The sequence below is a fragment of the Deinococcus terrestris genome, assembly GCF_009377345.1.
Lineage (GTDB): Bacteria > Deinococcota > Deinococci > Deinococcales > Deinococcaceae > Deinococcus > Deinococcus terrestris.
In genome coordinates this window covers 1-524 of record NZ_WBSL01000042.1, presented here as the reverse complement: position 1 = coordinate 524, position 524 = coordinate 1, and the positions used below count along the sequence as shown (strand labels likewise).

Genomic DNA, 524 nt, shown 5'->3' with positions numbered 1-524 from the left:
GCCAGAACAATCTGCTCCTTGGTGTCTGTCGGCCAGTTTTTCCGCTGTTTCCCCATGATTCCCCTCCAGAATGCCTCACCCTCGCAAGTGGGCGGGTGATTTTGGAAGGATTTCCTGGAGCATTACCGTGCGACGCAAGGTCCGCAAGAAACTGAACGCTGGGGAGCGTGTCCAGAAACCCTCCGTTCCTGGACCCAATCAGCGGTGGAGCATGGACTTTATGTCCGACCAGCTCGCCTCGGGGCAGCGATTCCGGGTGTTGAACGTCGTGGACGACTTCACCCTCGAGAACGTGGGGATGCATATAGGCACGTCGATCACTGGCACCGACGTGGTGCGGCTCCTCGACACAGTGCTGGCTAAGCGCGCTCAGCCAGCCGCCATCTTCACGGACAACGGGGTAATGCTCCAGGAAATCCTTCCAAAATCACCCGCCCCCTTGCGAGGGTCGGGCACACTGGAGGGAAAGTATGGGGAAGCAACGGAAAAACTGGCCGACGGACACCAAGGAGCAGATCGTCCTG

The 524-nt window shown here is 59.0% G+C and carries 1 protein-coding gene; it reads left to right on the top strand.

Annotation, left to right across the window (positions count from 1 at the left end):
- Nucleotides 1–127: 127 nt before the first annotated feature.
- Nucleotides 128–524 (top strand): DDE-type integrase/transposase/recombinase (locus F8S09_RS18390; protein WP_194165428.1); only part of this gene is annotated, 397 nt, incomplete at its 3' end.